The organism is Kitasatospora sp. NPDC001095 (genome assembly GCF_053598615.1).
On sequence record NZ_JBSFKQ010000023.1, the window covers coordinates 38886 to 64157 of the forward strand.

Here is a 25272-nt window from a genome sequence, read left to right on the forward strand (position 1 = left end):
AGCCCACCCCATGACCCTCACCCCCGCGAGACGCATCCCCTCCCCGGGCCGGCTCGTCCTCGCCGCCACGGCCCTGCTCTCGGCCGCGGCCCTGGTCGCGGCCTGCTCCGGCCCGCCGCGCAACGGCGGCGGCGACCAGGCCGGCGTCCAGCTGTCCGCCACCACGCCGACCGCCAAGGGCGACATCGACTCCTTCACCTGGGCCACCTACGCCGAGCCGCCCACGCTCGACTACGTCCAGGCCTTCGACTACCCGCAGAACACCATCCTGTCCAACGTCTGCGAGAGCCTGATGCGCTGGACGCCCCAGCTCACCCTGGCCCCCGGACTGGCCGAGAAGGCCTCCAACCCGGACCCGACCACCTGGGTCTACGACCTGCGCTCCGGCGTGCACTTCCACGACGGCTCGGTGATGACCGCCGACGACGTGGTCTACAGCTTCGGCCGCCAGACCGCCCCGGACAACGCGGCGGCCTGGGCCCAGGTGTTCCAGAACGTCGACTCGGTCACTGCGACCGGCCCGCTCCAGGCGACCGTCAAGCTCAAGCGCCCCGACTCCCAGTTCCCGCAGTACATGGCCACCGCGGCCGGCGTGGTCGCGGCCAGGACCGGGGTGGAGTCGGCGGGCAAGGACTACGGCACCGCTGGCAGCCTGGACTGCACCGGGCCCTTCAAGCTGGGCGCCTGGGCCAAAGGCCAGTTGATCGAGCTGGAGCGGTTCGACGACTACTGGGGCACCAAGGCCAAGGCCAAGAAGGCCGTCTTCCGCTTCCTCACCGACCCCTCCGCCCGCACCAACGCGATGCTCAGCGGTGAGGTCGACGGCGGCTACCTGATCCCCACCGAGAGCTACGACCGGCTGAAGAAGACCGGCCCGGGCACGCTGTACTTCGGCGAGGGCCTGAGCACCGTCAACCTCAACGTCACCAACATGCAGGGCGCGCTCGGCGACGTCGGGGTCCGCAAGGCGCTGTCCCTGGCGCTCGACCGCTCCGGCTTCGTCAAGACCGGCCTGGCCGGCGCCGGCACCGTCACCGGCTCGCTCACCACCAAGGCCGCCTGGGCCGGGGCCCCCGACGACGTCCGCAAGAGCGCCTTCGAGAACCTCACCCCCACCGCCCAGGACCTCGACCAGGCCAAGGCCCTGATCAAGGAAGCCGGTGCGAACGGCAAGACCGTCACCGTCGCCACCAGCACCATCGGCCAGGACGTCTCGCTGCTCGCCACCGCCGTCCAGTCCGCCGGCGCGCGGATCGGGCTGAACATCCGGCTCAAGACCATCGCCCCGAACGCCTTCACCGCGCTGTTCACCGACCCCAAGGCCCGCGAGGGCCTGGACCTCATCCCCGAGACCTACTACGACTCGGTGACCGACCCGCTCGACCTGCTCACCAACTTCAAGACCGGCGCCTACCAGAACTTCGGCGGCTACAGCGACCAGGCCTACGACGCCCTGGTCGATCAGGGCACCGCCGAGTACGACCCGGCCAAGCGCGCCGCGATCGAGGCCAAGCTCCAGCAGACCGCCTCCCAGCAGTTGCTCTGGATCCCGGTCGCCGAGTGGCCCACCGCCCTCTTCCTCAACAAGCGGATCACCGGCGCCCCGACCACCATCTCGTACATGTACTACCCGTGGGCCGCCGACGTGGGGGCCGCCCGGTGAACTCCCCCGGAGCGATGGGCTTCCTGAGGTTCGCGGCCCGGCGCCTGCTGGAGATGGCGGCCACCCTGCTCGGCGCGTCCTTCGTGGTGTTCGGCGCGATGTACGTGGCGCCGGGCAACCCGGCGAGCTTCCTGCTGTCCGGCCGGTCGGCCTCCCCGGAGGCCCTCCAGGCGATCAACGAGCAGTACCACCTGGACGACCCGTTCCTGGTCCGCTACCTCCGGTGGCTGGGCCAGGTCCTCCAGGGCGACTTCGGGCGCTCCATCACCTACCGCACCGACGTCTCCAAGCTGCTGGCCGACCGGCTCCCGGCGACCACGCTGCTGGTGGCCATGGCCCTGGTGGTCGTGGTCGTCGTCGGCCTGCTGCTCGGCCGGCTCGGCGCGGTGCGCGGCGGCGCGACCGACTCCACCATCCTGGTCACCACCACCTTCGCCCTCGGCACGCCTTCCTTCGTCGCGGCCGTCCTGCTCCAGGGCCTGTTCGCGGTGAAGCTGGGCTGGTTTCCGACCAGCGGCGCCGGGGACGGCCTCGGCGACATGCTCTGGCACCTCACCCTCCCGGCGATCGCCCTCGCGCTGTACCTGATCGGCATGCTCGCCCGGGTCACCCGCTCGGCGATGCTGGAGGCCCTGGAGGGCGAGCACGTCACCGTGGCCCGCAGCCGGGGCGTCCCGGAGCGCGATGTGATCAGCCGCCACGTGTTCCGCAACGCGCTGGGCACCGTGCTGACCACCGGCGGCCTGATCGTCTCCACCCTGCTGGTCTGCACGATCCTGGTGGAGTCCGCGTTCAGCATCGGCGGGCTCGGCCAGCTGCTCGAACTGTCCACCACCACCAAGGACTTCCCGACCGTCCAGGCCATCTCACTGATCATCGTCGCCCTGTTCATGACCGTGAACCTGATCGTCGACCTGCTCCACCCGCTGGTCGACCCCCGGGTCACCCTCGGCTCCAGGAGGTCCGACGCATGAGTACCGGTCTCACCCAACGGCCGGGCCTCACCCGCCGTCCCGGCCTCGCCCGACTCAAGTCCGCCGGCGGCCCGCTCCACCTGATCTGCCTCGGCTTCGCCGCCCTGGTGGTGCTCGCCGCGCTGCTCGCGCCCTGGCTGGCGCCGTACGACCCGAACGGCGTCGACCTCGGCAACGCCCTCGCCGGGCCCTCGCCCGACCACCTGCTCGGCGTCGACGCCGCCGGGCGCGACACCCTCTCCCGGCTGCTGACCGGCGCCCGCACCTCGCTGCTCGGGCCGCTCGGCGTGGTGGTCTTCTCCACCGTCGCCGGCATCGCGGTCGGCCTCGCCGCCGGCTGGCGGGGCGGCTGGCTCGACTCCGTCCTGTCCCGCAGCACCGAACTGGTCTTCGCCTTCCCCGGCATGCTGCTCGCCATCCTGATCGTCTCGGTGTACGGGGAGGGCCTGCTCGCCCCGGTCGTCGCCCTGGCGATCGCCTACCTGCCCTACGTCTCCCGCCTCACCCGCTCGCTGGTGCTGGCCGAACGGACCCGCCCCTACGTCTCCGCGTACCAGGTCCAGGGCCACTCCGCGGTGCAGATCTGCCTGCGGCACGTCCTGCCCAACATCGTGCCGATCGTCCTCGCCCAGTCCGCGGTCAACTTCGGCTACGCCCTGATGGACCTGGCCGGCCTGTCGTTCCTCGGACTCGGCGTCCCCGCCCTCACCCCCGACTGGGGCCGGATGGTCTTCGACGGCCAGACCGCGATCCAGCACGGCTACCCGCTCTCCGCGATCCTGCCGTGCGCCCTGATCGTGCTCACCGTCGTCGCCTTCAACGTGGTTGGCGAACGCTGGGCCGACCAGGTCGCCCGGAGGTCCGCATGAACGGGAAGCACGTGAACGACCACCGCACCACTGGAAGGACCGAGTGAACGGCCTCGACATCCAGGGCCTCCGGCTCCGACTGCCCGGCACCGCCCGCCCCGTCCTCGACGGCGTCGACCTCACCGTCGGTGCCGGTGAGACGGTCGCCCTGGTCGGCGAGTCCGGCTCCGGCAAGACCCTCACCTCCCGCGCCGCCCTCGGCCTGCTGCCACCAGGCGCCGAGGCCGAGGGGAAGGTCCTGGTCGGCGGCCAGGACGTCCTGACCATGGACCCCGGCCGGCTGCGCGCCCTGCGCACCGGCCGGGCCGCAATGATCTTCCAGGACCCCCGAGCCGCCATCAACCCGCTGCGCCGGATCGGCGACTTCCTCACCGAGAGCGTGCGGCTCACCGGCACGATGAGTGCCGCAGACGCCGACCGGCGTGCCGTGGAACTCCTCGACGCCGTCGGCCTCAAGCCGGACCTGCTGCGCCGCTACCCCGGACAGCTCTCCGGCGGCATGCTGCAACGCGTCATGATCGCCGCCGCCCTGATGGGCGACCCGGTCCTGCTGCTCGCCGACGAACCCACCACCGCGCTCGACGTCACCAGCCAGGCCGAGGTGGTCGCCCTGCTCGGCCGGCTGCGCGAACGCTTCGGCACCGGCCTGCTGTTCGTCACCCACGACCTCGGCCTCGCCGCCGCGATCAGCGACCGGGTCTACGTGATGTACGCCGGGCGGATCGCCGAACACGGCCCCGCCGCAGCGCTGTTCGAGCGGCCCCGCCACCCGTACACCGCCGCGCTGCTCGCGGCCACCCCGGCGCTGGATGCCCCGGCCGGCCGGCTCGCCGCCATCGACGGCCAACCGCCTGACCTTCGGGAGGAGTTGACCGGCTGCGCGTTCGCCGAACGCTGCCGCCACGCAACCGGGATCTGCCGCGAGCAGGTGCCCGTGCAGCAGGGCGAGCACCCGTCCGCCTGCCACCACCCGCTCGAAGGGAGCCGCACCGATGGCTGAGCCCGTCCTGCGGGTCAGCGGACTGCGCCGCACCTTCGGCTCCGTGCAGGCCGTGGACGACGTCTCCTTCACCCTCGACGCCGGCGCCTCGCTCGGCATCGTCGGCGAGTCCGGCTCGGGCAAGACCACCACCGCCCGGATCGTGGTCGGCCTCGAACAGGCCGACGCGGGCGAAGTGCTGGTCCACGGCCGGGCCCGGAGCGGCCGGGCGCGGGGGAGGGCCGAACGGCTGGCCCGCGCCCGCGAGGTCCAGATGGTCTTCCAGGACCCGTACCTGTCCCTGGACCCGCGCACCAGCGTCGAGGCCGTCCTGCGCGAGACCCTGAGGCTGCACTTCCCCGACACCGACCACCCGGCCCGGATCCGGGAACTCCTCGACCAGGTCGGCCTGGGCACCCGGGCCGCCGAGGCGCTGCCCCGGCAGCTCTCCGGCGGCCAGCGCCAGCGCGTCGCCATCGCCCGGGCGCTGGCCGTGCGACCGGCCGTCCTGGTCCTGGACGAGGCGGTCGCCGCCCTGGACGTCTCGGTCCAGGCGCAGGTGCTCAACCTGCTCGCCGACATCCGCGAGGAGACCGGTATCGGCTACCTCTTCATCACTCACGACCTCGGCGTGGTCCGCTGCGTCACCGACGAGGTCGTCGTGATGCGCCACGGACGGATCGTCGAATCCGGCCCCACCGCCCACGTCCTGGACTCCCCGGAGCACGCCTACACCAGGCTGCTGCTGGAGTCCGTCCCCCGGCCCGGCTGGGATCCCGACCGGATCGCCGCCGCGCGCCGCGCACTGTAAGACGGCCCGGGCCCCGACAGGTGGTGGGACCTGCCGGGTCCCGGGTGAACGAGTACGACCGGCGGACGGCGCCGGGCCGGCAGCGACCCTGCCGGCCCGGCGCGTTCCGCCGCAGAAAGGACGACCGTGCAGGTCACCATCGACGAAACCGCCGCGACCGAACCGGCCGTGCGCCCGGCCCCCCGACGCCGCCGCCACTGGCGGTTCACCGCCGTCCTGGCGGTGGTCATCACCCTGTGCGGAGCGGGCATCGGGCTGTACCTCAACGAACGCAACACCCGCGAGCAGACCAGGGAGCTGGCGATGCCGTCGGCCCCCGACTGGATCGAACTGGACGTCACCGCCCGACCCTGGACGCCAGGATCACCCGCTCCCGCAGCACCTTCATCCTCTCCTGGTTCATGATCGCGGCGATGTGGGCCATCGCCCTGGCCGTCCTCGGCGCCGCCGAGGTGCTCCACCGCAAGCGCGAGGGGCTGGTCTGGCCCTCCCTGGGCTGGATGGCGGCGAGCCTCTTCGCCCTGATCGGCATGCGCAACGCCGCCCCCGGCTCGCCGCCGATCGGCTCGCTGATGGACTACGTGGCGTTCTTCTGGGCCGAGGGGATCATCGCCGCGAGCCTGGCCTGCACCGCGTGGTGCGGCATCCGCACCGAGCACCGGCTGCGCCGCGAACGGGAGGACGCAGAGGCCGCAGACGCCTCCTGAGCGGACGGCGGGTGGGCGGATTCCCCCGAACGGTGGAGGCGCGCCGCACCGGATCCTGATCTTCCTGTCAGTAGCCTGCGGAGCCGAACCCCGACACCTACCGGAACGAGGCTCCATGGCTGACCCCCGGTCGTCCCGCCGCGCCCTCCTGCAGTCCGCGGCCGCGCTCGCCGCCCTGGCCCTGGCCGGCGGCTGCTCCTCCGACGGCGGCGCGGAGGAGCAGCCCGGGCCGAGCGGCGCGGCCTCGGGCAGCGGCCCGGCCGCCGCCGCCGGGAGGGCGATGCCCGCCGAGTCGAGCCCGCACACCCGCACCTTCATGGCCTGGCCGGCCCTGGAGGAGGTGTGGGGTGACCAACTCCCCGGCGTCCGGCAGGACATCGCCTCGCTGGCCCAGACTGTCGCGGGCTTCGAACCGGTCGTCCTGCTGGCCAGGCCCGACCAGGCCGACCAGGCACGCCAGGCTTGTGGCTCCTCGGTCGAGGTGCTGGAGTTGATGGTCGACGACCTGTGGGCCCGGGACACCGGCCCGACCTTCGTCACCGGCTCCCAGGGCCTCGCCGGGGTCGACTTCAACTTCAACGGCTGGGGCGGCAAGCAGACCCACGCCAACGACAGCCAGGCGGCCCGCAACCTCCTCGACCACTACGGCATCACCCGCCTCCAGGCGCCGATCACCGGTGAGGGCGGCGGCATCGAGGTGGACGGCGAGGGCACCCTGATGGCCACCGAGAGCTCCTGGGCCAACGACAACCGCAACCCCGGCAAGAGCCGCGACCAGATCGAGGCGAGCCTCAAGGAGCTGCTCGGCGTCGAGAAGGTGATCTGGTTCAAGGGCGTCGCCGGGCAGGACATCACCGACTGCCACGTCGACGCCCTGGCCCGCTTCGCCGAGCCCGGAACCGTCGTGCTGCACCGCCCGGCCGCCGACACCCCGCCGGACGTCTGGACCAGCGCCTCCGCGCAGGCCCTCCAGGTGCTGCAGTCCGCGACCGACGCCAGGGGCCGGACGCTCAAGGTGGTCGACCTCCCCGAGCCGGACCTCGGCCTGATCCAGGGCGCGGGCAAGAACTTCCTCGCCACCTACATCAACTACTACGTCTGCAACGGAGGCGTCATCGTCCCGCGCTTCGGCGACAAGGCCGCCGACGACCATGCGGCCGGCGTCATCGGCGGTCTCCACCCCGGCCGAAAGGTCACCCAGCTGACCATCAACCACATCGCCGCGGGCGGCGGCGGCATCCACTGCGCCACCCAGCAGCAGCCCGCCGCCTGAAGTCGCGCGAGAGCCCGACGGGACGGGATCCGGCCCGTCGACCGGGCCCGACCCCGAAGGGTTGCCGGCCCGGGGTCAACAACGGGTCCCGGGCCGGCCCGCCCGGTCAGCCGAGCGCGGGGATGTCGTGGGTGGCGCAGTGGATCCCGCCGCCACCGGCCGCGATCGCGTCGATCTTCACCGGCACGATCTCCCGCCCCGGGAAGTGCTGCTTGAGCACCTGCTGCGCCCGCTCATCGGCCCGGTCGTCGCCGAACTTCGGCAGGTAGACGCCCTTGGAGCCGATGTAGAAGTTCATGTACGAGGAGACGAAGGCGTCGCCGCGCCCGGTGATCCTGTCCGGGTCGGGCTGCTGGAGCTCGATCACCCGCAGTTTCTTGCCGGTCGCGTCCGTGGCGTTGTTGAGGACGCCGCGGGCCTGGTCGGCCGCGCGGGACCAGACGTCCGCCGGGCTGCCGGGGAAGGCCTGGTCGAGCAGGACGACTCCGGGCGCGACGAACCGGGTCAGGCAGTCCACGTGGGCGTCGGTGATGTCCTTGCCCTTGACGCCCGCCAGCCAGATCACCTTGGTCACGCCGAGGGCCTTCTTCAGCTCCGCCTCGACCTGGTCGCGGCTCATCCCCGGGTTGCGGTTGTCGTTGACGACGGAGCTCTCGGTGACCAGCAGGGTGCCCTGGCCGTCCGTCTCGAAGGAGCCGCCCTCAGCGACCAGCCGGGTCTCGACCCGCTCCACGCCGTACTCGGCCAGCACCGTCCGGGCGACCTTGGAGTCGTTTCCGCGCTGCTGCTTGCCGCCCCAGCCGTTGAAGTTGAAGTCGACGCCCTTGACCTTGCCGCCCTCCTCGACGAACACCGGCAGGGTGTCCCGGGCCCACAGGTCGTCGACGGCGATCGGCACCACCTCGACGGCCGAGCCGCAGGCCTTCCTGGCGGCGTCCACCTGCTCGGGGCGGGCCATCAGGACGACCGGCTCGCGGGCCGAGATGGCCTGGGCCAGGCCCGCCACGTCCCGGCGGACGTCGGGCAGCTGGTCGCCCCAGACGTTTTCCGAGGCGGGCCAGGACATCACCGTGCGCAGGTGCTTCTCCCACTCGGCGCCGAAGCGGCGCGGGCCGGCGGTGCCGCCCGGCTGCGGCGGCACGGCGCCGTCGACGTCCTCGACGCCGTTGGGGTCGCAGCCGGTGAGACCGAGGGTGAGCGCGCCGACACCGGCGGCGGCGCCCACCCCGGCGAGGGAACGGATCAGGGAGCGGCGGGACAAGGCATGGATCATGCGGGTGACTCCAGTCATGGTGGCAGGACGGAGGCGTGCGGCGGGCCCCCGGGTGGTCGTGCGGAGGGCCCTCGGAGCGGTCCTCCGGAGGGCGGCCGGTGCCGCTATGGCATCGGCTCGTGCATGGTCGAGCAGTGGATGCCGCCGCCTCCGGCCATCAGCCGGTCGACGTCGAGCTGCACCACCTCGCGGCCGGGGAAGGCCGCGGCGAGGGTGTCCCGGGCTGCGGCGTCCTTGTACGCGTCGCCGAACTGAGCGGTGATGACACCGCCGTTGACGAGGTGGAAGTTGAGGTAGGAGTCCACGAACTTGGAGCTGCGCGAGCGGACGGTGTCCGGGCCGTGCACCACGATGACCTGCAGGCGGCGGCCCTGCGCGTCGGTCGCGGAGGAGAGGATCGTGAATTGCTCGCGGGCGTCCCGCGCCCACTCGTCATTGCGGTCGGTGGGCGGCAACTGCACCATCACCACGCCGGGGCGGACGAACCGGGAGGTGACGTCGACGTGGTCGTCAGTGATGTCCTGGCCCCTGATGCCGGGCAGCCAGATCATCTTGTCGGCGCCGTAGGCCTCCAGGACGGACTCCTCGATCTCGTCCCGGCTCATGCCGCGGTTGCGGTTCTTGTTGACCAGGCTGCTCTCGGTGGCCATCACGGTGCCGTCGCCGTCGGTCTCGATCGCGCCGCCCTCGCCGACGAAGTCCGCGTAGGTGTGGCGCAGCCCGCGGCGGGCGGCGATCCGCTCGGCGACCCGGGCGTCGTCGTAGTGGACCTGCTTGTTGCCCCAGCCGTTGAAGTTGAGGACCACGGCGTCCAGGCCGCCGTAGCCGTCCCGGCGGAACACCGGTGCGATGTCGCGCATCCACAGGTCGTCGGTGGGGATCGCGGTGATCACCTCCACCTCGGAGCCGCAGCGCTCGCGGGCCTTGCCAGCGGTCCAGTCGTCGGGGGCGCACATGACCACCGGCTCGAACTCGGCGACGGTGCGGGCGATCAGGGCGATGTCCTCCTGGACGCCGCCCAGGCGCAGGCCCCACACGCCCCGGCGGGAGGGCCAGGACATCCAGGTCCGCGCGTGCGGGACGTCGTCCGCGGGCACCCACGGGTAGGTCTCGGCGGCATGTGCGTCGTGGTAGCTGGTCATGAGGGTCTCCGGTTCGTGCGACGGTGCCGGGCCAGGGTGCGGGGCCGCCAGGACCACTCTTCGCGAGGCGACGCACCGCCGCACATGCGAGACGGGCCGGCGGCAGCACCCTGCCTGCGGGTTCAGGCTCGCATTGACTGAAAAATTAGTCAAAGTCGGCGGCGTGCCATGACTCCGCAGATGGAAAGTGCGTACGAAGCGTGACGAATCGGGCGGGAGGAGGCCTGGAACGCGGGCTGGGTGGCGGCCCGGCGCGGGACTCGGTCAGGGCCTGATCATGCCGCTCAGGGCCCGAGCCGGGATGCCTCGGCGTCGATCGCGTCCATCATCAGCGTTCGGGCGTGCGCCATCGGCAGGCTGCCGCTGAGCCAGCGGGTGCTCAGCCCCTCGAGCAGCGCGGTCAGTCGCTCCGCCGCGCCGGCCAGCGCGACCGCCGAGGACATCGGCTGCACCACGCCCAGCAGTTCGGCGATCTCCTGGACCCAGATCCGGGTGGCCCGCGCCAGGTCCTCGCGCAGGGTCTCGTCGAACACCGCGCTCGCCCGCAGCTCACCCCAGGCGGTGCTGTTCTCCCGGACCTCGACGGTGTCCTGGAGTTCCAGCAGCAGTGTCTGCTCCAGCTCCTCGCGGGCGGTCAGCGGCGGCGCGTCCGCAGCGCGTTCGGTCGTGTAGCGTTCGGCCCGGTCGTTGATGAACTCCAGCGTCTGCCGGAGGATCCCGGTGCGGTCCTTGAAGTGGTAGTAGATCAGCGCGGTGGACACGCCCGCCTCCGCGGCGAGCTCCTCCACGCGCAGTCCGCGCACCCCGCGCCGCGCGATCACCCGCGCCGCTGCTTCCATGATCGACGTTTTACGGCTAGACACGATTCACCACCTTACCCGCGGGTCGGGCGAAGGGTCGCCCGCCCTGCTGAAAATCCTGTCAGCTGGGACGCGGGGGCCGGAGCGGCCGAAGGCCGGCTTTCGGACAAGGTGGGGCCCGGGGGAGGAATGCATGAATACTTACGGCGCCGCTGCCGTCCGGTGGCGGACCGGCACGTCGAGCTGCACGCCGCCGGTCCGTCGGCGACCACGGGGGTGTCCCGAGCCGCCGGTCCCGGTGTCGGTGGTCACCATGGAGGGGTGGACGGACCTTCGATCGACGTTCCGGGAGTCCTGGACGTCGGACCGACACCCCGGACGGCTCTTGCCTGGTTGCCGCCGGCGGAACTGTGGTGGGCCGTCCAGCGGATCAGGGCGGAGCACGATCCGCAGATCCGCCGATGGCCGCCGCACGTCAACGTGCTGTTCGGCTTCGTCCCGGAGTCGGACTTCGGGGCCGCGCTCCCGCTGCTGGGCGCCGCCGCGGCCGAGCACGCCCCGTTCAGGGCGCGTCTGCACGGGGTGCGCCACTTCTCCCACCGCCACGACGCCACGGTCTGGCTCGACCCGGCGGCCGGCGGCCCCGGCCCGTGGCGGGCGCTGCACGACTCGCTGGTGGAACGCTTCCCCCGGTGCCGGGGTCGGGCGGACGACTTCACGCCCCACCTGTCCCTGGGGCGGACCCGGGACCCGCGCCGGCTCGCGCCCCAGCTGGCCGCCCGCCTGGGCACCACCTCTGCACGGGTCACCGAACTCACCCTCCTCTCCCGCCGGGGCGACGGCCCGATGCGAGCCCGGTTCACAGTCGAGCTGGGCACGGGCGAGGTCCGGCCGCTGCCGGATCTGCCGGACCTCGGGCCCGTGTGACGGTCCGGGCGTCCGCGAGGACAGCCGCGGGTGCGGGTGTCCGGCGGCCTCGCCGGCCCCTACACCCTCACGGCCCTCGCGGACCTCGCGGCGTCGTGCCGCAGGACGGGGCGCCACGACGAGGCCGTCGAAATCTCGGAGCGGGTCCTGCCGCTCCGCTCGCGCGTCCTCGGCTGGGACCACCCGGACACCCTGATCTCCGCCGGCAACCTCGTCAACGCCTACGCCACGGCGGGCCGCCCGGGGCAGGCCCTGAAGCTACTGCGGCCGGCGGGGCACCGCCGAACGGTTCCGGCTGCGCCCGTCTCCCGAAGGTGCCGGGAGCTACCTCATCCAGCCGGCGCACAGCAACGCGTGCGTCACCATCCCCGGAGGTATCGCCACCCCGGGCGTCCTCGCACGGCAACTCCCGTGCGCCACCCCGCCCACCGGGCAGAGCTTCACCTTCGAGTCCGTCCCCGCCCCGACCGGCATCCCGGACATCACGACCAACTGATCGATCCGATCCGACGCGCGGTCGTAGCCGCCGGGGTTGACGGTCCCGTGCGCGGTCAGTGGCCCAGCACGCCGCGGATCCAGCCGTCCACCGTGCCGGTCAGGTCGTGTTGCCCGGCCGCGTGGTCCGGCAGGAACGTGTGCACCGAGTCGCCGCTGTGGAACGTGCCGCGCTCGTCGAACTCCAGCACCACCTCGACCCGGTACGGGTCGGTGACGAAGGACAGCTCGATCTCGTTGCAGAGCCCGGCGATCCAGGCCTCCCACGTCGCGCCGTGGAACGAGGCCAACGACTTCCACCCGTGGCGAGCCATCGTTCGCGAGCTGAGCGAGGACTGCTCGGCAGTAGCGAGCAGTACGGCAGCGACACCACCCCCATTGACTACGACGCCTGGCCGTTCAACCAGGCCCTGAGCGCGGCCCGAGCCGCCGGAACGCTGCGGGTTTACCGGCTGGGCTCGGCATGGAGCGGTACCACTATCTCGGTGAGCGGATGTCCTTCTGGATGCCTCGACGCCCAGCGGCGACTGTCCGCTGAATCGACGGTCCCACCTACCGGTCACGTGCTGGTCAGTGGACCGGATGTTGCTGGACCGGGCCAATCATGAGGGAGTGGGTGGTCGGGCCCGTGCAGTGCTCGGTCTTCCAGGGGAGGAACAGCGCGGCCGTCTGGTTCGGAGGGTAGATCCGTAGCCCCTCGGCGGGTGCGAGCCGGCACTGCGCCGGGTCGTACCCGCTCACGCCGTTGGCATCGTGCAGCACCGCGCCCGCCGTACCGTGCGGCGGCAGCGTGACCGTGGCGACCGTGCCTGGGGAGCGGTCAGCGGGGTTGCCCGACTGAATGCCGTTCTCGGCAACATACGACACGCCCGGGTAGCCGATCATCGTGCAGGCTGTGTCAGAGGTGTTCGTGAACACCAAGGTCGAATAGTACTGACCCGCGCCGAGGCTCACGTCGGTTTGCGCAACGGTCAGTCGGCTGGTCGCACACTCCTGAGGTCCAGCAGCGGGGACGGGGGCGCTGGGCGACGCGGTGGTGCCTGGCGGATCGGTGCTCGGCGGGGTAATCGTCGAGGGACTGCTGCTGGACGGCGCGGTCACATTGCCCGCGCTGCTGGAGCCATGGCCCGAACTGTCCGAACAGCTGGCCAGAGCCAGCACCGCAGCGGCCAGCACCGCGAAGGCTGTGACGACGGAAGGTGCTTGGTGGCGGTTCGAGTGGGTAGTCATCTCGCACACTCCCGTCGTGGAGTCGGGCCTCTCCCGTCGGCGCCCGGTCGCACTTCGAGCATGCGCCACAACGACGGGGTTGTCACGATCCGTTACGGCTTGTGTTGAGTCGGGTGGGACCGGGGCCGCCCAGCGAGACAAGACACGTGATCCGCAACCGGGTCACCGGAGCCTCGAGATCTCGGGAGGAGCCGGTGGCGAGGTGCTTTCGTGGGTGCCTCGTCGCCTGGCAGGGGCTGGGCGAGGTGCCGAGGATCTTGTTTCGTGGCTGGGGTCAGTCCTTCCGGCCACGTGCTGAGAACTCCGAGGCAGTGCCCGTCGTCCTGGCCGTCACGCGTACCCAGCTGTGTAGTTCCTTGGGGTGGTTTCGGGTCGTGATGACCGGTGTTCAGGCCGGCATGCTGTCATGATCGCTATTCCGGGGCGGACCTGATCGTTCGCGGCAAGGCGATCCAGATGAACGGCTTCGGGACACTGGAGGCAGGCCAGGAATTGCCGCTGGTCAAGTAGGGGGGAGGCGGGCCCGGGGCCGTCGTACCTCGACCCCGGGTCGGGCGGCCCGGAGAACGACTTCACCAACCGCAACACCACCTTCATGACCTGGAACCAGCTCCACTTGGCCCGCATGCTCAAGGACGCCGGCGGCATCCCGGCCCACGGCAACCAGCGCTCCGAGTGGGACGCCGGCTGCCGCTTCGACTTCGAGAACCCCGAACACCGCTGAGTCGCCGGGCATTTGTGATCTCGGGCCTCGCGACGCTCCGCCCAGGGCCCGGTCGGATGAGCCGACGACGCGACCGGGCGCCGCGTCGTCGACCACGCCTTACGCGTTCGGGTCCCAGGCGAAGAGCCGCTCGAAGATGCCCCGGTCGCCGTCGATCTTCACCGAGTCCAGCGGGGTGCGTCCGTAGAACCACAGGACCAGCTCACCGGCCGTGCCCCGGGCAGAGGCGTCGGCCGGGGCCTGGGCCTCGCCCTCGCCGGCAGCCGGGAGGCGGACCGCGCGGGCGCCATCTGCCTCGACCGTGAAGCGCCAGGAGCGGCCCTCGGTGGCGTGGTAGTCGACGACGGCCGGCTCGTGCGGCCAAACGCCCGACCACGCGCAGCAGGTGAACAGGAAGTCCTCGACGCCGTCCAGCGCCACCTCCGCCGGCAGCGGCTGCGCGGCGCCCACGGTGAGCTGGGCGTCATAGGTGTGCATCGCGATCTCCTGAAGCTGGTGCCGGGCGACGGCACCGCTGGTCCGCGGCGACTGCGAGGCGCCCCACCACGTCCAGCACTCGGCGTCCGGGCCGACCTCCCGCAGGGTGTCCAGCAGTTCCCGCGTCGACGCGGCCAGCCAGGTCACCAATGCCTCGCGCTCCCGGGGCGCCTGCGCCTCGGCGCGCGCCGCTATGGCCTCGGCCGGCGGGGCGTCGGCCGGGCCGGCCTCGACGACGGCGGCCCAGAACGGGCGGCCCGAGCCCAGGTGCTGCGCCAGGTCGAACAGCGTCCACTCGGGACAGGTCGGCACCTGCACGTCCAGGCTGGGAGCGGCGGCGATCGCGGCCCGGAAGGCCGTCGCCCGCTCGTCGATCAGTCGCAGCAGGTCAGGGAGTTCAAGGTTCTTCTGCACTACGACTGTCTATCACCGCACTCCGGCGGCCGAAAGCGAATTTCCCGGCCGCCGCCTGCCGACGCCGCCGCCCGAACCGCCGCCGACACCGAACCTCCTTGGAAACCACCGCAGTTCCCCATCGGCTTCACTCCAAGCTGGGGTTCGGAACTCGTCCACTCGGTACGCTCCCTGCGATCCGCGCTTCACTGTGCTCAGGCCCGCCATCGCGGTACCGGGGCAGGACCGCGACCCCGTCCGGCAGAGCCACCTGGTCGGGGGGAACCACGATCAGCTCCGTGTTCGTGCCCACGGCGGCCCGCACCAGCGCGTCTGCCGCACTCTCCTCCCAGTAGTAGCGGACACCGAAGACTTCGAGCTCCGCACCGGAAAGCGCGAGATCAGTCGGCGCCGCACCGGCCCACAGCGGCGGCAGGGCCGGCAGAGCGGGACTGATCAGCAGGGCGGCTGCCTGGCCGCGCTGAAGAGCCGCGACGGTAGCGGCCAGCCCCTCACTCGTGTCCTGGTCGCGGGCACGGCCGGCGAGGAAGGCATCGACTCGGTGCTGATCACGGTCGGCCAGCCGGTCGGCCATCAGCAGGCCGACCTCCTTCTCCAGGACTGCACGGCCGGGCTCGGGCCGGTGGTGGTCGGCCTCACGCAATCGGACGATCCGGCGTGCCAGACGGCCCGGGGCCAGGCGGATCAGCGTGTTCGCGGCCCAGGAGTCTCCGGCGATCACGACCAGTTCGGGGGTGTCGTCCGGAGCGGCGTCTGCCAGTTGGCCGAGGATCCGCCCGGCCTCCTGCGGCCAGCTGCCGAGCGGGATCCGCTGGTGGCCGGCGGCCGAGTTGACGCGGTTGTGCGGCCATCGGCCCACGTCGTGGTCGACCTCCAGCTCATCTTGGGCCTCAGCGTCGTGAGTCGGGTGGACGCGGTGGAGGGAGACGGCGGCGTACGGGATGTCCGGGGCGCGTTGGAGGAGCAGCGGCAGGACGTCGGGCAGCACGCCATAGCGGGCGGTGTCCCGGGCCGGCGGCTCCGGAAGGCGTTCGTCCAGCAGGATTCGTCCCGCGGATGCGAAGACGGCCTGTCCGTGTCGGCCCGTGACGTCCCGGTCTCTTCCGGCCCCCGCGACGACCGTGCCGATCGACTGGACGGTGTCCGTGTCGGCTTCATGGGCCACGAGGTTGTCCCGCAGGTGCCGCCATCGCAGTTCGATCGCCGGGTCCGGATCGTCGATGTCGCGGGAAGTGTCGAGATACACGGACGCGACGGGGGAGGCAGGCTCGTAGAGGCGGTGCAGGAACTGGGATTTCACGGTGTCCTCCCTTCGGTCATCCCTCGGTCATCGTCCTCGGAGCGGTTCGTCCAGGCGTCGCCGGAGTCCTCGAGGGCGACCCGGAGTCAGCACCGCCTCCAGCGCTGGTCAGATCCCCGGGACCGGGCCGGTGTAGACCAGCTCCGCCGCGGTGTGCTGCGCCCGGCGCAGGTGGGCGCAGGCGCGCTCGACCGCGGCAATGGCCTGACCCAGCTCGGACGCGACCTCCGCCTGCCGCTGAACGGGAGTCGGCGGGTCGGCGTAGACGGCCAGATGCTCCGGGTCGATCGCGTTCAGACCGGCGGCGAGCTGGTGCAGTGAACGCGGCAACTGCTCCAGCAGACCGGCCAGCGCGCCGATGGTGTGATGGACGTCCGTCGGATAGGGACAGGCGCCGGTCCGCACCGTGCACTCGTTGAGACGACGGACCTCATCGGCGGCTGCGACCGCGATCTCGCACGGTGTGCGATCCATGAGCATCACGCCACCTCCTTGATCTGCACCTCGATGCCGGCCGGTGCTCAGGCGTGGACCGGAACGCGCACCGGTCGGCCCCTGGCGCCGGGCCGGGACGGAGCCAGGCACACGGGCGGCCTCTCGGGCTCCGGCACCGCTCCGGGGGCTCCCTCATCGTGCTCCTGCGCCGCGACGGCGGCCCCGCTCATCGCCGCGCGCAGTTCGGCCACCGTTCGCGGCGCCTCGGTCGAATGGACCGCGACGCGCGTGAACGGCGAGGGCCGGTTCAGGTCGACGCTCACCACGACGTCCTTGGACGGACGCAGGGCCACGAAGTCCCGGCCGCCGGGATGCCGCCACACCCCCAGGCACAGCCGGCCGGGGACCAGCAGGCCGCTCTCGCGAACTCCGCGGACAACCCTCCACGGCTGCCTGGTGACCGTGACCTGCTCCACCGCCGTCAGCGGCACCCGCACCGGCCCAGACCGCGCCACGAGCCGCTCCCACCAGCGCAGCCGGACCACCAGGTCCGCGCCTTCGACCGTCAGCCTCGCCACCGCCTCACACCCCCTCTCCGGCGTCGGTGTCGACCTTCGCCCGGTCACCGTCCGGGTCAGGCGCACCGGCCTGCGCCGGCTGGGCGTGATCCCCCGCACCGAGCGGCGGCGCACCGTGCCGCTCCGGCCGGTGACCCGCGGCGTCCCCGATCGACAGACGCGGTGTACCGACCGGGCCCGGCGGCGTCGGAATGAGCCGGCGGGCGAGAACGCGTCCCACCCAGCGGCGCCCGCACTCGGGGCAGGGCGGTGCACCCTGGGGAGTGTACGGCGAGTCCACCACTACGCCGTCGCGGGAGAAGTACTCCCAGTCCCGTTCGTCGTCATCGCGGTAGTGCTGGACGTCGTAGTCCATGCTCCACTGGCGCCAGCAGTGGCCGCAGGTGAACTCCACGCGTTCCAGTGCCAGTTCCGTGATCACTGTCGACACCTCCTTCGTCGACGCGGTTCGCTGTCCGGCTCACGCAGTCGCTGCGGCGGCACGGCATCCAGCCGGGCCGTCCTGTGGACCGCCCCACCAGTCCGTATACCTCCAAACCGGTCGTCGACACAACCGCAGAACGAGGTTTCCTTGAAGCGGGCGTCCAGGTTGTCTCCAACATCACGATCCTTGAGCGGAGGCGGGCCAGGGGTGCATCCGGGCTGTGGCGGGCGGTCGGCCGGATCATCGAGGGGCGTGCGGTGCGGCTGCGGCAGGCTCGGCGATGTGGATGGTGAGGTGTCCTGCTTCGGCGTCGGCGGTGACGGTCGAGCCGTCGGCGATGTCGCCGGCGAGCAGGGCCCGGCCGATGCGGGTTTCGACTTCGCGCTGGATGAAGCGCCGCAGGGGCCGGGCCCCGTAGACGGGGTCGAATCCCTGGTCGGCGATGTGGCGGCGGGCCGCTTCGGTCAGGCGCAGGTCCAGGCGGCGGTCGGCGAGGCGGTGGCGCAGGTCCTCGGTCAGCAGGTCGACGACGCGTTCGATCTCGGGCAGGGTGAGTGGCTTGAAGAGGACGACGTCGTCGATGCGGTTGAGGAACTCGGGCCGGAAGTGGCGGCGCAGTTCGTCCATGACGGCGGCGCGGGCGCCTTCTTTGATCTCGCCGTCGGGGGTGACTCCGTCGAGGAGGTGGTGGGAGCCGATGTTGCTGGTCATGATGACCACGGTGTTGCGGAAGTCGACGGTGTGGCCCTGGGCGTCAGTGAGCCGGCCGTCGTCGAGCAGCTGTAGCAGTGTGTTGAAGACGTCCGGGTGGGCCTTCTCCACCTCGTCCAGCAGCACGACGCTGTAGGGCTTGCGGCGCACCGCTTCGGTGAGCTGGCCGCCCTCTTCGTAGCCGACGTAGCCGGGTGGGGCGCCGACGAGGCGGGAGACCGTGTGCCGCTCCTGGTACTCGCTCATGTCGAGGCGGACCATGTTGTCCTCGGTGTCGAACAGGGCTGCGGCCAGTGTGCGGGCGAGTTCGGTCTTGCCGACGCCGGTGGGGCCGAGGAAGAGGAAGGAGCCGATGGGCCTGCGGGGGTCCTTGACGCCGGAGCGGGCGCGGATGACGGCGTCGGCGACGAGTTGGACGGCTTCGTCCTGGCCGATGACGCGTTCGTGGAGGATCTCGTCCAGCCGCAGGAGCTTGTGCCGCTCGCCCTCCAGCAGGCGGCTGACGGGGATGCCGGTCCAGCGGGCGACGATGGCGGCGATCTCGTCGTCGGTGACGACCTCCCGCAGCAGCCGTCGCCCGCCCTGCTTGACGGCCAGCTGGTCCTCTTCCGCGCGCAGGCGGCGTTCGAGGTCGGGCAGGCGGCCGTGGCGCAGTTCGGCGGCGCGGTTGAGGTCGTAGGAGCGTTCGGCGTCCTCCGCCTGGGTGCGGACCTGTTCGATCTCCTCGCGCAGGGCCTGGACCTTGCGCAGGGCTTGGCGTTCCGATTCCCACTGGGCGCGCAGGGCGTCGGCCGCGGCGCGGGCGTCGGCCAGTTCGCTGCGCAGTTCGGACAGGCGGTTGCGGCCGGCGGGGTCGTCCTCCTTGGCGAGGGCGGCTTCCTCGATCTCCAGGCGGCGTACCCGGCGGGTGAGTTCGTCGAGTTCGGCGGGCATGGAGTCGATCTCGGTACGCAGCATGGCGCACGCTTCGTCGACGAGGTCGATGGCCTTGTCGGGTAGGAAGCGGTCGGAGATGTAGCGGTGGGAGAGGGTGACGGCGGCGACCAGGGCGCTGTCCTGGATCTTGACGCCGTGGAAGACCTCGAGGCGTTCGCGAAGGCCCCGCAGGATGGAGACGGCGTCCTCCTCGCTGGGTTCGTCGATCATCACGGGTTGGAAGCGGCGTTCGAGAGCGGCGTCCTTCTCGACGTGTTTGCGGTACTCGTCCAGGGTGGTGGCGCCGATCATGTGCAGTTCGCCGCGGGCGAGCATGGGCTTGAGCATGTTGCCGGCGTCCATGGAGCCTTCGGCCGCGCCGGCGCCGACGACGGTGTGCATCTCGTCGACGAACAGCAGGATGCGCCCGGCGGCGGCGGTGACTTCGTGGAGGACGGCCTTGAGGCGTTCCTCGAACTCGCCGCGGTACTTGGCGCCGGCGACCAGGGAGGCGAGGTCGAGGGCGAAGACGGTCTTGTCGCGCAGGCCCTCGGGGACGTCGCCGTGGGCGATGCGCTGGGCCAGTCCTTCGGCGATGGCGGTCTTGCCCACGCCCGGGTCGCCGATCAGCACGGGGTTGTTCTTCGTCTTGCGGGAGAGGATCTGCACGACGCGACGGATCTCCGCGTCACGGCCGATGACCGGATCGAGCTTGCCGGCGCGGGCCTCGGCGACGAGGTCGCGCCCGTACTTCTCCAGCGCCTCGTACGTGACCTCGGGCATGGCGGAGGTGACGCGCTGGTTGCCGCGCACGCCGGTCAGCGCGTTCAGGAAGCGCTCCCGGTTCAGGCCCTGGTCGTGCAGGATGCGCCCGGCGGCGCTGTCGGTGCCTTCCTGCAGCAGGGCGAGCAGGAGGTGCTCGACGGACACGTACTCGTCCTTGAGCCGTTCGGCCTCCTGTTCGGCGGTGTCCAGCAGGCGGGCCAGGCGCTGGGTGAGGAACACCTGCCCCGGCTGGGCGCCGGGGCCGGACACGCTCGGGCGGCGGGCGAGTGCGGCCTCCACTGCGGCGCGCACCTGGTCGGCGTCGGCTCCGGCGGAGGTGAGCAGCCGGGGGATCAGCCCGTCGGCCTGGTCGAGCAGGGCCAGCAGCAGGTGTTCACCGTCGACCTCGACGTGGCCGAAGCGCAGGGCCTTGGTCTGGGCGTCCTGCAGGGCTTCCTGGGATTTCTGCGTCAGCCGGTTCATGTCCACGGCGGAGTCATCTCCCGGTGGTGGGGCGTCGGGCGAGTGCGGCTTCGAGTCGGTCGATGCGGTCCAGCAGGTCGAGGACGACTCCGAGGGCGGCGTAGTTGAGGCCCAGGCCGGAGCGCAGGCGCTGGATGCGGGCCACCCGCCCCAGGTGGGTGGCGTCGAAGTACGGCTGACCGGCCGGACCGGTGCCGGGTTCCAGCAGGCCGAGTGCGACGTAGCGGCGCACCAGGTCGGGGTGCAGTCCGGTGGCGGCGGCGAACTCGCCCAGGGTGACGCCGATCCGGCGGACGCCGACCACGCGCACCAGCGGGTAACGGTCCGGGGTGTGCGTCATGTCCGATCAGCCCCTTCTCCTGCTGCTGTGGTGCGCTCGGGGATCGAAGCCGGATTCCTCGGCCAGGCGCCGGTACAGGTCGCGTTCGGCCGGGGCCGGCTCCGGCGGAACCATGATCTTCACTTCGGCGTACAGGTCGCCGGCCGGGCCGCGCGGGTTGGGCATGCCGCGTCCGCGCAGCCGCAGCCTGCGCCCGCTGGACGAACCCGGCGGCAGGTCCACTTTGGCCGGCCCGCCGGGGGTCTCGACCGGCACCGAGGCTCCCAGGGCGGCTTCCCACGGGGCGACCGGCAGGTCGACGGTGATGTCCCTGCCCTGGACGCGGTAGCGCGGATGCGGGGCCAGGCGCACGACCAGGTACAGGTCGCCGGCCTGTCCACCGCCGCTGGCCGCCCCGCCCTGCCCGGCCAGGCGGATGCGCTGCCCGTCGGTGACTCCACGCGGAATGTTGACCTCGTAACTGCGTTCTCCGGCTGCGGTGTCGAGCGTGATGCGGCGCCTGCCGCCGGTGTAGGCGTCTTCCACCGGGAGGGTGATCTCGGCCTCCTGGTCGGCGCCCGGCATCCGGCCGAAGCCGCCCGGGCCGCGGCCTGCGCCGCCGAACAGGTCCTCGAAGTCGGCCCCGGCGAAACCGCCCGCACCGAAACCGCCCGCACCGAAACCGCCCGCACCGAAGTCGCCCGCACCGAAGCCGCCCGCACCGAAGCCCTGGCCACCGCCGGTGTTCACGTACACCCGGCGGCCCCCGCCCGCCCCGCCCGCCCAGAACGGACCGCCCGGACCGGCCGTCGCACCCTCGCCCACCTGCTGCCACGCCGGTCCGAACCGGTCGTAGCGGGCCCTGCTGCCCGGGTCGGAGAGGACCTGGTACGCCTCGCTGATCTCCTTGAACCGCTCCTCGGCCCCCGGCTCCTTGTTGAGGTCCGGATGCCAGCGGCGCGCCAGACGGCGGTACGCGTTCTGGATCTCCTCGCCGCCGGCCTGCCGGGAGACCCCCAGCACGTCGTAGTAGTCACGGTTCGATGCCATGGAGCCCGCTCACTCCTGCGCTTTCGCGGCCACCGACACCACCGCCGGGCGCAGCAGTCCGTTGTCGCTGTCGTAACCGGCGCGCAGCACCTCGAGGATGCTGCCCGGTGGGGCGCTCGAGTCGGGGCGGACCTGGGCGGCCTCGTGCCGGGCCGGATCGAAGGGCTCACCGGGTTCGGCGATCCGCCGGTACCCGAGCTGCTCGAGCACCGCGTACGCCTGGCGGCACACGGCCTGGACCCCGGCGACGATGCTGTGCGGATCGGCCGCGGCATGGTGCAGCGCGAGCTCCAGGTGGTCCAGGACCGGCAGCCACGCGGCGGTCACCCGGTCGCGTTCGACTTGGCCTGCCTGCGCCAGCTCGCGCTCGTAGCGCTTGCGGAGGTTCTGCGTCTCCGCCACGGCCCGCTGCCAGCGGTCCCGCAACTCCTCGACGTCCAGTTCCGGCAGCACCGGAACACCCGCGGGTCGCTCGGTCGGCCCTCCGGTGGCGGGCGCCTCGACGCCACCGGGCGTGGCGTCGTCCGCCGGCCCGCCCTGTCCGGCCGGCTCGGCGCCGACCGGGTCCTCAGCCCGCCGCGCGGGCTCTCGTGCCTCGTCGCTCATCGGGACATCACCCCACAGCCCGCCTCATCGGGTCGCTTCCCACCTGGATCAGCCGGGCCTGAACTCGGCGTCGATCACGTCGTCATCGCCGCCCGGCGGGCGCCCGCCCGCGGGCCCGCCCTGCGCCGAACCGCCGTCCGGCCCGCCACCGGAGGCTGCGAGGCCGTGCAGCACCTGCTGCAGGTCTCCGGTCAGGGAACGCACCCGCTCCAGCGGCGCCTCCTCCTTGACGGCCTGCCGCGCGTCCGCCACCAGCGCCTCGGCCCTGGCCTTGTCGTGCACCGCGACCACGTCCCCCAGCTCGGCGAGCCGCCGCTCCACCTGGTAGGCGACGCTGTCGAGTTCGTTGCGCGCCTCCACCAGCTCCCGGATGCGGGAGTCCTCGGCCCGGTTGCGCTCGGCCTCCTCGACCATCTTCTGCACCTCGGACTCCTCCAGCGTCCCGCTGCCGGAGACGGTGATGCTCTGCTGGGCGCCGGTGTCCTTGTCCTTCGCGGACACGTTCAGGATGCCGTTGGCGTCGATGTCGAACGTCACCTCGATCTGGGGCACGCCGCGGGGCGCGGCCCGGATGTTCTCCAGCCGCACCCGGCCCAGCACCCGGTTGTCGGCGGCCCGCTCGCGCTCGCCCTGCAGCACGACCACGTCCACGGCCGGCTGGTTGTCCTCGGCGGTGGTGAACGTTTCGCTGCGCCGGGTCGGAATGGTGGTGTTGCGCTCGATCAGTCTGGTCATCAGCCCGCCGAGCGTCTCCACGCCCAGGGACAGCGGCGTGACGTCCAGCAGCAGGACGTCCTTGACCTCGCCCTGGAGCACCGCGGCCTGCACGGCCGCGCCGAGAGCCACGACCTCGTCCGGATTGACGGACATGTTCGGGTCCTTGCCGCCGGTCAGGCGGCGCACCAGCGCCTGCACCGCCGGGATCCGGGTCGACCCGCCGACCAGGATGACCTCGTCCAGGTCATCAGCGCTCACCTTGCCGTCCGCCATCGCCTGCCGCACCGGGCCCATGCACCGCTCCACCAGATCGGCGGTGAGCTGTTCGAAGGCGGCCCGGGAGACCGTGGTCGTCAGGTGCTTGGGCCCGGAGGCGTCCGCCGTGACGAACGGCAGGTTGATCTGCGTCTGCGCGGTGGCCGACAGCTCCACCTTCGCCTTCTCGGCCGCCTCGTAGAGCCGCTGCAGCGCCTGCGGGTCACGCCGCAGATCGATGCCGTTCAGCCGCTTGAAGTCGTCCGCCAGATGGTCCACCAGGCGCCGGTCGAAATCGTCACCGCCCAGGTGTGTGTCACCGGCGGTCGACCGCACCTCCACCACGCCGTCGCCCACGTCCAGAATGCTGACATCGAACGTGCCGCCGCCCAGGTCGAAGACCAGCACCGTCTCGTGCCGCTTCTTGTCCAGCCCGTACGCGAGCGCTGCCGCGGTCGGCTCGTTCACGATCCGCAGCACCTCCAGCCCCGCGATCCGGCCGGCGTCCTTCGTCGCCTGCCGCTGCGCGTCGTTGAAGTACGCGGGCACCGTGATCACGGCCTGCGAGACCTTCTCGCCCAGCTGCTTCGACGCGTCCTCCGCGAGCTTGCGCAGCACCGCGGCCGACACCTCCTCCGGGGCGTACGACTTGCCCCGCACCGAGAACCGTGCCGCGTCCTCCGGACCCGCCACCACCTCGTACGAGACCTGTTCCGCCTCCGTGCCCACCTCGGCGAAGCGGCGGCCGACGAACCGCTTCGCGGAGTACACCGTGCCCTGAGGGTTCAGCACCGCCTGCCGGCGCGCCATCTGCCCCACCAGGCGCTCCCCGGTGTCGGTGAACGCCACCACCGACGGCGTCGTCCGCCCGCCCTCCGCGTTGGTGATCACCCTCGGCTGCCCGCCCTCGTACACGGCGATCACCGAGTTCGTCGTTCCCAGATCGATGCCCACAGCCTTCGCCATCGCCCTGCCTCCGCGTTGGACCGCCACCCCGGCGTGGTGGACCGACTGCACGGCACGTCCCGCCGGGAGCCTTGCACTGCGCCTTTCCCTGCGATACCCACCCAAACCGGTCCGCTCCGCCGAACCGGCGCGGAAGGGCGGCAGGTTGACCTGAGCCTGGTCTTGTCAAGTCTCCTGCGCCGAGGTATATCAGAAATGTCGGGCAATACCACCCGACAGCAGCAGTCGAGATCCGAGGAGGCGAAGCACGATGCTGCTGCAGAGTGATCCCTTCCGTGCACTGGACCGTGTCACCCAGGAGCTCTTCGACGCCGGGCGGCGCCTGCCGGCGGTGCCGATGGACGCCTGGCGGGAGGACGGCGAGGTGTGGGTCACCTTCGACCTGCCCGGTGTCGATCCCGACTCCGTCGACGTGCAGGTCGACAACGGGGCACTGACCGTGACCGCCGAGCGCAAGCCGGCGTACGGGGACGACGCCCAGGTCCTGATCTCCGAGCGACCGGTCGGCACGTTCACCCGCCAGCTCTCCCTCGGGGAGGCACTCGACACCGAACACATCGAGGCCGCCTATGAGGCGGGTGTGCTGAAGCTGCACATCCCGGTAGCCGAGCAGGCCAAGCCTCACAAGATCGAAATCAAGGGCGGCAAGAAGGAACTGCGGTCCTGACCGACCGTCCGGTGCTGGAGTCTCTGCAGGCGGACGCCGCGGGGACTCCACGAGCCGGGAGCGGGACGTCCCCGGGGAGTGGCCCTGCTCGGCGCGGACGACCTACTGCCGGCCCGGCTGCTCCGGCCCCGGCCGAGCTCGGTCCGGATGCGGCTGCCGTCCGGCGAGGAGCCGGCCGAGCTGGTCGACCGGGTGGTCGCCGAGCCGGACGCGCCGCCGGTCAGCCGGGACCTGATGACCGGCGAGCTGGTCGCCCGCGACTCCTCCTGACCGCGGGACCCGGGGGCGGGGGCTGAGGGAGCTGCGGAGCCGCGGCCGGGCGC

At 71.9% G+C, this 25272-nt stretch carries 26 protein-coding genes and 2 pseudogenes; 13 read left to right on the forward strand and 15 right to left on the reverse strand.

Annotation, left to right across the window (positions count from 1 at the left end):
* Positions 1–10 precede the first annotated feature (10 nt).
* The 8 genes from ACWDBB_RS20205 (at position 11) to ACWDBB_RS20240 (ending at position 7276) form a co-directional block, all read left to right on the forward strand.
* On the forward strand, positions 11–1663 hold the full coding sequence (locus tag ACWDBB_RS20205) for an ABC transporter substrate-binding protein (protein ID WP_449790910.1): 1653 nt from the start codon (positions 11–13) through the stop codon (positions 1661–1663).
* A 14-nt stretch (positions 1664–1677) separates the two neighbouring features.
* A complete protein-coding gene (locus ACWDBB_RS20210; protein ID WP_449790971.1) occupies positions 1678–2637 on the forward strand; it encodes an ABC transporter permease in 960 nt (319 codons plus the stop codon).
* Positions 2634–3506, forward strand: coding sequence for an ABC transporter permease (locus ACWDBB_RS20215; RefSeq protein ID WP_449790911.1), 873 nt, complete (start codon positions 2634–2636; stop codon positions 3504–3506). The genes ACWDBB_RS20210 and ACWDBB_RS20215 overlap by 4 nt, the downstream gene beginning before the upstream one ends.
* A 43-nt stretch (positions 3507–3549) precedes the next feature.
* Positions 3550–4506 carry an ABC transporter ATP-binding protein gene (locus ACWDBB_RS20220; protein WP_449790912.1) on the forward strand — a complete coding sequence of 319 codons (957 nt, stop codon included), beginning with the start codon at positions 3550–3552 and terminating at the stop codon, positions 4504–4506.
* A complete protein-coding gene (locus ACWDBB_RS20225; protein WP_449790913.1) occupies positions 4499–5296 on the forward strand; it encodes an ABC transporter ATP-binding protein in 798 nt (265 codons plus the stop codon). Before ACWDBB_RS20220 ends, ACWDBB_RS20225 begins: the two co-directional genes overlap by 8 nt.
* A gap of 126 nt (positions 5297–5422) precedes the next feature.
* Positions 5423–5701, forward strand: a complete 279-nt coding sequence (locus ACWDBB_RS20230) for a hypothetical protein (RefSeq protein WP_449790914.1) — start codon at positions 5423–5425, stop codon at positions 5699–5701.
* A complete protein-coding gene (locus ACWDBB_RS20235) occupies positions 5698–6003 on the forward strand; it encodes a DUF4436 family protein (protein ID WP_449790915.1) in 306 nt (101 codons plus the stop codon). The genes ACWDBB_RS20230 and ACWDBB_RS20235 overlap by 4 nt, the downstream gene beginning before the upstream one ends.
* A 115-nt stretch (positions 6004–6118) precedes the next feature.
* Positions 6119–7276: an agmatine deiminase family protein gene (locus tag ACWDBB_RS20240; protein WP_449790916.1), complete on the forward strand. Its 1158-nt coding sequence runs from the start codon at positions 6119–6121 to the stop codon at positions 7274–7276.
* A 106-nt stretch (positions 7277–7382) separates the two neighbouring features.
* On the opposite strand, the gene ACWDBB_RS20245 is transcribed toward ACWDBB_RS20240, so the two are convergent.
* From ACWDBB_RS20245 to ACWDBB_RS20255, 3 genes are all read right to left on the reverse strand, one after another.
* Entirely contained in the window at positions 7383–8549 is a 1167-nt protein-coding gene (locus tag ACWDBB_RS20245; protein WP_449790917.1) for an agmatine deiminase family protein, read from the reverse strand.
* Between the two features lie 104 nt (positions 8550–8653).
* Positions 8654–9691 carry an agmatine deiminase family protein gene (locus tag ACWDBB_RS20250; RefSeq protein ID WP_449790918.1) on the reverse strand — a complete coding sequence of 346 codons (1038 nt, stop codon included), beginning with the start codon at positions 9689–9691 and terminating at the stop codon, positions 8654–8656.
* A gap of 284 nt (positions 9692–9975) precedes the next feature.
* Entirely contained in the window at positions 9976–10530 is a 555-nt protein-coding gene (locus ACWDBB_RS20255; RefSeq protein WP_449790919.1) for a TetR/AcrR family transcriptional regulator, read from the reverse strand.
* Between the two features lie 282 nt (positions 10531–10812).
* Here ACWDBB_RS20255 and ACWDBB_RS20260 point away from each other — a divergent pair, with 282 nt between their 5' ends.
* Positions 10813–11418, forward strand: a complete 606-nt coding sequence (locus ACWDBB_RS20260; RefSeq protein WP_449790920.1) for a 2'-5' RNA ligase family protein — start codon at positions 10813–10815, stop codon at positions 11416–11418.
* Positions 11419–11454: 36 nt separating this feature from the next.
* Positions 11455–11673: pseudogene (locus ACWDBB_RS20265) on the forward strand (tetratricopeptide repeat protein); the annotation flags it as partial.
* Positions 11674–11969: 296 nt separating this feature from the next.
* Here ACWDBB_RS20265 and ACWDBB_RS20270 read toward each other — a convergent pair.
* Both ACWDBB_RS20270 and ACWDBB_RS20275 read right to left on the reverse strand, forming a co-directional pair.
* Positions 11970–12227 carry a hypothetical protein gene (locus ACWDBB_RS20270; protein WP_449790972.1) on the reverse strand — a complete coding sequence of 86 codons (258 nt, stop codon included), beginning with the start codon at positions 12225–12227 and terminating at the stop codon, positions 11970–11972.
* A gap of 256 nt (positions 12228–12483) precedes the next feature.
* Entirely contained in the window at positions 12484–13143 is a 660-nt protein-coding gene (locus ACWDBB_RS20275) for a DUF4232 domain-containing protein (RefSeq protein ID WP_449790921.1), read from the reverse strand.
* A gap of 511 nt (positions 13144–13654) precedes the next feature.
* On the opposite strand from ACWDBB_RS20275, the pseudogene ACWDBB_RS20280 reads away from it, so the two are divergent.
* A pseudogene (locus ACWDBB_RS20280) lies at positions 13655–13867 on the forward strand (flavodoxin family protein); the annotation flags it as partial.
* Between the two features lie 99 nt (positions 13868–13966).
* Here the strand turns inward: ACWDBB_RS20280 and ACWDBB_RS20285 are convergent.
* The 10 genes from ACWDBB_RS20285 to dnaK all read right to left on the reverse strand — a co-directional run bounded on the left by ACWDBB_RS20285 (position 13967) and on the right by dnaK (position 24282).
* A complete protein-coding gene (locus tag ACWDBB_RS20285) occupies positions 13967–14758 on the reverse strand; it encodes a maleylpyruvate isomerase family mycothiol-dependent enzyme (RefSeq protein ID WP_449790922.1) in 792 nt (263 codons plus the stop codon).
* A 127-nt stretch (positions 14759–14885) separates the two neighbouring features.
* The gene (locus ACWDBB_RS20290; protein WP_449790923.1) at positions 14886–16058 is read right to left on the reverse strand and encodes a baeRF2 domain-containing protein; all 1173 of its coding nucleotides are present in this window, start codon (positions 16056–16058) and stop codon (positions 14886–14888) included.
* A 108-nt stretch (positions 16059–16166) separates the two neighbouring features.
* Positions 16167–16532, reverse strand: a complete 366-nt coding sequence (locus ACWDBB_RS20295; protein WP_449790924.1) for a hypothetical protein — start codon at positions 16530–16532, stop codon at positions 16167–16169.
* A 47-nt stretch (positions 16533–16579) separates the two neighbouring features.
* Positions 16580–17071, reverse strand: a complete 492-nt coding sequence (locus ACWDBB_RS20300) for a hypothetical protein (protein WP_449790925.1) — start codon at positions 17069–17071, stop codon at positions 16580–16582.
* A gap of 4 nt (positions 17072–17075) precedes the next feature.
* Positions 17076–17492 carry a hypothetical protein gene (locus tag ACWDBB_RS20305; RefSeq protein ID WP_449790926.1) on the reverse strand — a complete coding sequence of 139 codons (417 nt, stop codon included), beginning with the start codon at positions 17490–17492 and terminating at the stop codon, positions 17076–17078.
* Between the two features lie 243 nt (positions 17493–17735).
* Positions 17736–20375 (reverse strand): ATP-dependent chaperone ClpB, encoded by a 2640-nt coding sequence (clpB, locus tag ACWDBB_RS20310; RefSeq protein WP_449790927.1) that lies wholly within the window; start codon positions 20373–20375, stop codon positions 17736–17738.
* A gap of 7 nt (positions 20376–20382) precedes the next feature.
* Positions 20383–20709 (reverse strand): chaperone modulator CbpM, encoded by a 327-nt coding sequence (locus tag ACWDBB_RS20315; RefSeq protein WP_449790928.1) that lies wholly within the window; start codon positions 20707–20709, stop codon positions 20383–20385.
* A 6-nt stretch (positions 20710–20715) separates the two neighbouring features.
* Positions 20716–21738: a DnaJ C-terminal domain-containing protein gene (locus ACWDBB_RS20320; protein WP_449790929.1), complete on the reverse strand. Its 1023-nt coding sequence runs from the start codon at positions 21736–21738 to the stop codon at positions 20716–20718.
* A gap of 9 nt (positions 21739–21747) precedes the next feature.
* A complete protein-coding gene (locus tag ACWDBB_RS20325) occupies positions 21748–22344 on the reverse strand; it encodes a nucleotide exchange factor GrpE (RefSeq protein WP_449790930.1) in 597 nt (198 codons plus the stop codon).
* Positions 22345–22392: 48 nt separating this feature from the next.
* The gene (gene dnaK, locus ACWDBB_RS20330) at positions 22393–24282 is read right to left on the reverse strand and encodes a molecular chaperone DnaK (protein WP_449790931.1); all 1890 of its coding nucleotides are present in this window, start codon (positions 24280–24282) and stop codon (positions 22393–22395) included.
* A gap of 250 nt (positions 24283–24532) precedes the next feature.
* On the opposite strand from dnaK, the gene ACWDBB_RS20335 reads away from it, so the two are divergent.
* Positions 24533–24949: an Hsp20/alpha crystallin family protein gene (locus ACWDBB_RS20335; protein WP_449790932.1), complete on the forward strand. Its 417-nt coding sequence runs from the start codon at positions 24533–24535 to the stop codon at positions 24947–24949.
* Positions 24950–25027: 78 nt separating this feature from the next.
* A complete protein-coding gene (locus ACWDBB_RS20340; protein WP_449790933.1) occupies positions 25028–25219 on the forward strand; it encodes a hypothetical protein in 192 nt (63 codons plus the stop codon).
* Positions 25220–25272: the final 53 nt, after the last annotated feature.

Bases quoted from the DNA above. Each gene is read 5' to 3' on its own strand.
- ACWDBB_RS20205 (WP_449790910.1), top strand. From the start codon at position 11: ATGACCCTCACCCCCGCGAGACGCATCCCCTCCCCGGGCCGGCTCGTC.
- ACWDBB_RS20210 (WP_449790971.1), top strand. From the start codon at position 1,678: ATGGGCTTCCTGAGGTTCGCGGCCCGGCGCCTGCTGGAGATGGCGGCC.
- ACWDBB_RS20215 (WP_449790911.1), top strand. From the start codon at position 2,634: ATGAGTACCGGTCTCACCCAACGGCCGGGCCTCACCCGCCGTCCCGGC.
- ACWDBB_RS20225 (WP_449790913.1), top strand. From the start codon at position 4,499: ATGGCTGAGCCCGTCCTGCGGGTCAGCGGACTGCGCCGCACCTTCGGC.
- ACWDBB_RS20235 (WP_449790915.1), top strand. From the start codon at position 5,698: ATGATCGCGGCGATGTGGGCCATCGCCCTGGCCGTCCTCGGCGCCGCC.
- ACWDBB_RS20240 (WP_449790916.1), top strand. From the start codon at position 6,119: ATGGCTGACCCCCGGTCGTCCCGCCGCGCCCTCCTGCAGTCCGCGGCC.
- ACWDBB_RS20245 (WP_449790917.1), bottom strand. From the start codon at position 8,549: ATGATCCATGCCTTGTCCCGCCGCTCCCTGATCCGTTCCCTCGCCGGG.
- ACWDBB_RS20250 (WP_449790918.1), bottom strand. From the start codon at position 9,691: ATGACCAGCTACCACGACGCACATGCCGCCGAGACCTACCCGTGGGTG.
- ACWDBB_RS20255 (WP_449790919.1), bottom strand. From the start codon at position 10,530: ATGGAAGCAGCGGCGCGGGTGATCGCGCGGCGCGGGGTGCGCGGACTG.
- ACWDBB_RS20270 (WP_449790972.1), bottom strand. From the start codon at position 12,227: ATGGCTCGCCACGGGTGGAAGTCGTTGGCCTCGTTCCACGGCGCGACG.
- ACWDBB_RS20275 (WP_449790921.1), bottom strand. From the start codon at position 13,143: ATGACTACCCACTCGAACCGCCACCAAGCACCTTCCGTCGTCACAGCC.
- ACWDBB_RS20295 (WP_449790924.1), bottom strand. From the start codon at position 16,532: ATGGATCGCACACCGTGCGAGATCGCGGTCGCAGCCGCCGATGAGGTC.
- ACWDBB_RS20315 (WP_449790928.1), bottom strand. From the start codon at position 20,709: ATGACGCACACCCCGGACCGTTACCCGCTGGTGCGCGTGGTCGGCGTC.
- ACWDBB_RS20320 (WP_449790929.1), bottom strand. From the start codon at position 21,738: ATGGCATCGAACCGTGACTACTACGACGTGCTGGGGGTCTCCCGGCAG.
- ACWDBB_RS20325 (WP_449790930.1), bottom strand. From the start codon at position 22,344: ATGAGCGACGAGGCACGAGAGCCCGCGCGGCGGGCTGAGGACCCGGTC.
- dnaK (WP_449790931.1), bottom strand. From the start codon at position 24,282: ATGGCGAAGGCTGTGGGCATCGATCTGGGAACGACGAACTCGGTGATC.
- ACWDBB_RS20335 (WP_449790932.1), top strand. From the start codon at position 24,533: ATGCTGCTGCAGAGTGATCCCTTCCGTGCACTGGACCGTGTCACCCAG.